We start from the raw sequence: 6,589 nt of genomic DNA, 5'->3' as shown, positions 1-6,589 counted from the left end.
CCAGTTTGATTCTATTAATACATTGTTACTTGTATCTTCTTTATATTCTTTAGAAGCGTTTACATTTCAGTTTGATTCTATTAATACCACCGTCAACTTCTTCTGCCCATAATTTATAATGTGCGTTTACATTTCAGTTTGATTCTATTAATACATCGAAATATATCTCCTAGCTTTGTTTTTGACTCTTTGTTTACATTTCAGTTTGATTCTATTAATACAGGTCTAATTTCATGCTTCATCCCAAGCCGTTTTAATACCAACATTTTGTCGATGAATTAATTTAGAAAAAAATTCATTCAATTTTTGCTTAAATTAATTTCAATCTGCAATTATGATCTATTAAAATAAGCCGTTTTAATCTAAATGTCGATACAACATTATTATAACATAATTTCACATCGACATACTAAATAAAGTTAGAAGTCGCATCGTATACAAGCCCTAAGAAATCTTTCTTTAACCATTTTGAATTATTGCTGTGAAAAACTATTATAGAGTCTCTATCTTTCCTTGCGTATTTTGAAATTTCTCTCTGTAACTTAGCATATTGTAACTCACTTAACTCACCTTCAAATACAGACTTTTGAATATGTGTGAGATACTTTTTGCATGTTTTAAAAACATTCCTAGATACTTTGGCTCCATCTTCATCTAATATAATGTCATAAACTAAAATCATATACATATTACCACCATATTTTAAATCCTTTATATTCTTTTTCTCCAGTAAAGTGTTTAATGAGTTTATAAGCTTCTAATCTCATTAAATATCTATAAGATACACTTTTATTCAAATCTTTATGTTTTATTGTCTTTTTAAGTCGTTCGTCATACTCTTTGACAATTTTTAATCTAGCATTTTCCTTTAAATATAAAAAATTTGATTCTTCTGCAAAGTCGCTTTCTGTAATAATATTTTTATTCAATAAGTAAAAAATCATTCTATCTGCAATAAGAGGTTTAAAAATTTCAGATATATCGAGTGAAAGAGAATATCTTTTTTCTCCTGGGACATGTAAGTAACTTACCGTTGGATTCAATTGTGTTTTATATATTTCTGATAGTACACTTGTATATATCAATGTATTTATGAAAGATATTAAAGAATTAATCATGTTATCGGGCGGTCTTTTAACTCTCTTTTCAAAATTAATTTCTTGCTTAACAATTTTATTCCATGATCCATAATAATTTTTACGGATGTTTCCTTCTACTCCCATCAACTCTTCTACAGCTTTAACTCCACCTATTTTGGCACGTAAAAACTTAATTTCAGAAATTTCATCATCTAAATCAATTCCTCTTTGTCTGTAATATCTTAAATTTCTATAAATATTATATGTCCCTGCTTCTATAAATTCTTGAGCAAGTTTTAACCTACAATCCGGATTGATAAAATGTTCAACTTGCCTTACCAATGTATATCCACTCACATTTTTATTTCTCGGTATAAATGACCCCGAGTAAAATCCATAATAATTAAAAAAGTGAATTGCAATATTATAATTTGAAACATAGGTTAGAAATTTTGTATTAAGAGTTTCTTCTCCAAATATGTATAAATTGGATACTACCTCAATAGGTATGTCTTTCTTTACATTTTCTTCAGTTATTATTGTAATAGTATTGTCTTTTCTCTTTATTTCACCATTTTGAAAAATATAGTAATCGCTTTGCATCTTATCACCTCATATATAGCAATACTCATAATATGAACATTTTTTACATATCTTTTTCTCAACTAAATTAGGTACTTCTTTACAGTTAATTATACTTCTTATTTTTTCAATTACTTCTCTCAAATATGTTATATCTTCTTCTTTTAATTCTACTATCTCCCTACTTCTTAATAGCGGAAAATCAATAATACCTTTCTCAACATCTAGTCCATTATCTTTTAAAATCATCATATAGTATTTTGTTTGCCAAATTGAAGCTTCTTCTACTATTTTTGATTTTTTTACTTCATGGACAATTTTCCAATCTTGTATAAAATCTACGTTTATAGATTCATCTATCAATATATGTTTCGTCTCCCTAATATACGATGTTTCATCAAGTAGTTTCCCCATCCCAACAATTTCACTGTTATGCTCCATATTTAAATCATGAGCAAAATACCATAACTTTCTTTTACAAACATGATAATAATACACCATCAAACCCGTGACTTTTTTCATTAAAAACACCTCTAAAAGAAATTATCATATAAATTTTCGCTCTTTTCTTTTTCTTTTCTTCTAAACCCCAATTCATAATCATAATCGCAGTCCACTACTTTAAGTTTTTGATACTTGCTTATTTCAATCTCACAATAGTCCATGTTAATCAACGCTCTTGATTCTATATCTAACGTATATCCCATAAGTTTTTCCCTTGCCCTTAACTTATCATATTGAGTATATTCGTTTGATTTAATTATATTTAATATTTCATTGATATCTCTCAAATTATTTTCATAGACTGGTCTAGGCATTATAGTTTCTGACATAATATTTCTAAATAGTTTTTGCGCTTCTTCTTTGGAAAACTCTGCATGAAACAAATTTTTTGTGTATTCAATTGTCTTTTCAATCTCTTTATAGTACTTTGTTTCTTTAACATTTTCTGATGAAAGAGTTTCTTCAACTAATTTCATCTTGTCTAATTCTCTCAATTCACTTGGATTATTTTCAAAAAATTCTCTAATATATTTTTTTGATAAATCAAATAAATCTCTATCAATAATACTTCCTATACCTGAAGTAGTCCTATCTCCTCCATCATATACATAACAGTTATATCCCTCTCCTATCCATTCTCTATTTCTATAACACCTACCAAACCTTTGTAAAAGACTTGATATTTCGGATAATTCAGTAATTAATACATCAAAATCTATATCTAATGATGCTTCCGCAATTGAAGATGTTATCCATATTCCCTTCTTCTTGTTTGGATTACCTTCATCGTCAAAAAGTTTGCCAAAGTCAATTATTTCTTTAGACTTCTTTTCTTTATGCATTTTAATGTACTTTCCATGCAGCATATTTAATTTAATACCTAATTCATTTTCTGCTATAAGTTTTTGCAAATCTTGGTACATCTCTTGACATTTTTTTACAGTGTTGCAGATTACCAAAACTCTATTGTCTGTATATTTTTCAATAACATCATTGGCAGATAACTGCTCTCTTACTACAGATACGCTATGTCTTATTCTGTCATTTACAAAAGCTTTATCTGGCATATCAAATTTGAGTCTTTCTCTTTTCATTAGTTTCTTTAAAAACCCAGGAAATGTAGCTGTAAGTATTGCATATTTTCCACCAACATCTTGAATCATCTTTAAACCACGTATTAAATAACCAACTAAGTCAGCACTGTACATTTGAATTTCATCAATTATAATTTTTGAATAAGATAGCGTTGCCAACTTAGATTCAAAATTCCTATGTAAAAATACAAAAGTAAACAGTTGGTCCAATGTACAAATTGTTAGCGGTAATGAAAGTTGCTTTGTGCTTGAAAAATATTCATCTAAATTATTTATTTTACCACTATCTAATTCCTCTAAATATATACTCTTTGTCCCAGAATGTAGTACTCCTACTTTTTCGTCAAAATTTTCACCATCCAATAAATCATCTTTTATACGATTATATATTGCATTTATAGCTGTTCTAATTGGCAATGTGAAGAACCCTTTATTATTACCTAACCACCAAAGTCCTGCTTCAGTTTTTCCCATTCCCGTTTGAGCTATTATAACCAAATTTTTATCTTGATTATTCATCATATATCTTTGAAGTTCATTCCAGTCGGGAGCATCTTTACCTATTTTCTTCAACTTAACAGATAATTTATTCATAAAATTTGATAGTGCCATTTCAAGAAAGTCATTTTTTCTATCTACATCTAAATATCTTTGTGATGAATCTATGTATGCACTAGCTGCGTAGTCAATTTTATTTAACAATCCTTTTAGAAGTATATATTCATGATATAAATCTTCTTTTTCAGTTATTTTAGACAGCTGTATATAATTGCTATTTAAAACTATTTTTCGTGGAAATTTAAATTTATCATATACAAAATCATCTCTGTATTCTTCCAAAAGGCTACAAGCTTTTTGTATACTCTCTTTTTCTACTTTCTTAATAGTATTTCTATGATGGTGAAAATAAATAGCAGAATATAAGATACATATTTTTTCTTTTACATTATCGTAATGAGAATATTTTTGTTTTAATTCCTCAACGTCTAAAAAGCATGCGCTCAAAATTCCATGAGGAATTTCACTATCTATATTTTTAAATTTACTATTTTTATTTATCCTGCTTTGAAAAGCACTATTCATTTTACCTAAATCATGATAAATGCATGCAATCTCAAGCAAAGTCCAATCTACATTTATATTGGGATATATCTCCTTTAACTTCGCTAATTGTATTAACAAATTGTCCGTATGCTCTTGAATTGTTTCTATTGGATTAGACTTTGCCAAAAATTGCTTTTTCATAATTTACTCCTTAAGCTAAAAATACAAATTGTCCAGTACTATCTTCGCATTTGCTACCTTCGCTTGTCGCTATAATTTTTGAAGTATATATAACTTCAACTTTATTCCACAATCTTATATTTTTTATATTCTTACTATTTCCATAGTTTTCTAAAAAATAATCTTTATTAATCAACATTTTAGTTCCACTCTGAAAAGTACTAAAAGCTGAATCTTCAATTAATATATTGTCAAGAAAAGTATATACACTCTCTTCGTAATTTTCGCCATTGAAATGTATATACTTAAGTGGCACATAAGCGTAATAATTTTCTCCTAAATATTCTTCTCGTTCCAACTCTCTCTCTACTATATCCACTATCTCAACAGATTTGATATTTAATAAATCTTCCCTTCTCCCTAAAGATGGATATTCCCAAGGAGTTTTTAAAGAACTATAAATTTCTTGTACTCTTTCTTGATCTTCCGGCACTATATGAATAATTAGCTCCATTTGAGATAAAAGTTCAACTGTAGAAATCCCTTGTGCTACACCGTACCCATCAACATTAATATGGTGTCTTCCTTTCTCAAATTTGGTCCCATTGTTAAATTCATATCTTGTATATAAATCATTTGTCTTAGATACATATTTCCCTTGAACACTTACTTTCATTGGAATATACGATTCATATTTACACAAGTTATGGACCATTCCTATAATTGTAGAATAAGGTGGCAAAGGATAACTTTCTTTAATTTGGAAACTCATTGGTTTTCTATAGTTCACCAGATCTTGAAGAGCCACCATCTTAATGGCTCTCATAATAATCCTTCACCTCTTCTTTTATAGCTGAGAAAAATTCAGGCATCTTAACAGCATTTAACTTTTCAATGACTTCATTTTCATTAATAAACTTTCCTTTCACAATTGCGCAATGTGTTTGGTCTTTTATATTTCCATAAAGTAAATCTGTTATAGCCTCTACTTCAATCTTCCCATCATTCACTTCTACAACACTGCTGAAAAATGGATTTTTAATATCATAAACACCACCTATAACAAATAAAGGTTTTAAATCTTCTCTTCTACCTCTTATATCTCTATATAATAAAGCAACTGTGTCTAGTAACTTACCAACTCTTCTTGCTTTTTCAGTATTTTCTATCTCAATGTTATAAACTTCATCTATGCCTATTTGGTCTAAATCAGCTGTTATAGTGTATCTATACAATGACTTGTGTATTTCCGCTTGAGCAATATTCATATTTTCAGATAGTCTATCTGCCAGCCCCTTATTAGTTAAAAAATCTAAATCTCCCTTAAATGTCTCTAATGAAATTGCATTTGATAATCTAACTTTCGCTGACCTCTTCTTTCCACTTGATTTGGCTTCTGTTTTCAAATAGCCGAAGAAATCTATTTCTGGATATTTATCTATAGTAGCATCTTTAGAAAATTGAATAACTTTCTTGTCTCCCTTTCCTTCTGCATTAACCTCGGCTAATGGTTCGGACAATTGTTCTACAATATTGTATCTAAGCGCTTGTCTTGAAATATAAGTAAACTGCTCGCCTTTATTTCTTGCTACTTTTTTAAGTGAAGCCACATTACCTACAGATTCGCCATAATTCGCACTTTCAGCTTCAAAAATGATAGTTAAAGTTAATCCCTTAGGATTTAATTGATTATTCATATTTCTCCTCCATTATCTTCAGAATCGTTCTTTGAATTATTTTGTTTTCCTAACATCCCCGCTATAAATGAATATCCTGCATTTTTAAACTTCAAATCATCTTCCATAGTATTTGAAAATACATCATCTATTTCTTCGTTTGCATACATACTCGCCTTAATCAAAGTATCCATGAATGCATGTTTATTAGAAGTTTTTAGTGCATTCAACATTCTATATGCTATTCCGTTCAACTTTTCTACAGCATTCATTTTTTTATATGAATCTCTTAATTTCTCTCCTGATAACCTGGAAAAATATAAATATTTTCCATTACTCTTGTCATTCATATATCCAACCTCCCTCAAATAACTATTATTAATTCTAATGACATTTTGAATATGTTCACTGCTATACCTAGTTTTATCTG

The 6,589-nt window shown here is 28.7% G+C and carries 7 protein-coding genes; all 7 read right to left on the bottom strand.

Going from position 1 to position 6,589, the window contains the following annotated elements:
• Nucleotides 1-409 precede the first annotated feature (409 nt).
• Nucleotides 410-688, bottom strand: coding sequence for a CRISPR-associated endonuclease Cas2 (cas2, locus tag SOR77_RS09895; protein WP_320636935.1), 279 nt, complete (start codon nt 686-688; stop codon nt 410-412).
• A 1-nt stretch (nt 689) separates the two neighbouring features.
• Nucleotides 690-1,682: a type I-B CRISPR-associated endonuclease Cas1b gene (cas1b, locus tag SOR77_RS09890; RefSeq protein WP_320636934.1), complete on the bottom strand. Its 993-nt coding sequence runs from the start codon at nt 1,680-1,682 to the stop codon at nt 690-692.
• 9 nt (nt 1,683-1,691) lie between these two features.
• Entirely contained in the window at nt 1,692-2,183 is a 492-nt protein-coding gene (gene cas4 / locus SOR77_RS09885; protein ID WP_320636933.1) for a CRISPR-associated protein Cas4, read from the bottom strand.
• An 11-nt stretch (nt 2,184-2,194) separates the two neighbouring features.
• Entirely contained in the window at nt 2,195-4,504 is a 2,310-nt protein-coding gene (cas3, locus tag SOR77_RS09880) for a CRISPR-associated helicase Cas3' (protein WP_320636932.1), read from the bottom strand.
• A gap of 10 nt (nt 4,505-4,514) precedes the next feature.
• A complete protein-coding gene (gene cas5, locus SOR77_RS09875; RefSeq protein WP_320636931.1) occupies nt 4,515-5,309 on the bottom strand; it encodes a CRISPR-associated protein Cas5 in 795 nt (264 codons plus the stop codon).
• A complete protein-coding gene (cas7i, locus tag SOR77_RS09870) occupies nt 5,296-6,180 on the bottom strand; it encodes a type I-B CRISPR-associated protein Cas7/Cst2/DevR (RefSeq protein ID WP_004820503.1) in 885 nt (294 codons plus the stop codon). Before cas7i ends, cas5 begins: the two co-directional genes overlap by 14 nt.
• A partial coding sequence (gene cas8a1, locus SOR77_RS09865; RefSeq protein WP_320636930.1) for a type I-B CRISPR-associated protein Cas8b1/Cst1 occupies nt 6,177-6,589 on the bottom strand: 413 nt, incomplete at its 5' end. The genes cas8a1 and cas7i, both read right to left, overlap by 4 nt.

The sequence above is a fragment of the Peptoniphilus sp. genome (genome assembly GCF_034090345.1).
Lineage (GTDB): Bacteria > Bacillota > Clostridia > Tissierellales > Peptoniphilaceae > Peptoniphilus.
The sequence above is the reverse complement of the archived record's forward strand: the minus strand, read 5'-3'. Positions and strand labels throughout refer to the sequence as shown.

What these genes read in the sequence shown, in the direction of transcription:
- cas2 (WP_320636935.1), bottom strand. Translation starts at nt 688, where the DNA reads ATGTATATGATTTTAGTTTATGACATTATATTAGATGAAGATGGAGCC.
- cas1b (WP_320636934.1), bottom strand. Translation starts at nt 1,682, where the DNA reads ATGCAAAGCGATTACTATATTTTTCAAAATGGTGAAATAAAGAGAAAA.
- cas4 (WP_320636933.1), bottom strand. Translation starts at nt 2,183, where the DNA reads ATGAAAAAAGTCACGGGTTTGATGGTGTATTATTATCATGTTTGTAAA.
- cas3 (WP_320636932.1), bottom strand. Translation starts at nt 4,504, where the DNA reads ATGAAAAAGCAATTTTTGGCAAAGTCTAATCCAATAGAAACAATTCAA.
- cas5 (WP_320636931.1), bottom strand. Translation starts at nt 5,309, where the DNA reads ATGAGAGCCATTAAGATGGTGGCTCTTCAAGATCTGGTGAACTATAGA.
- cas7i (WP_004820503.1), bottom strand. Translation starts at nt 6,180, where the DNA reads ATGAATAATCAATTAAATCCTAAGGGATTAACTTTAACTATCATTTTT.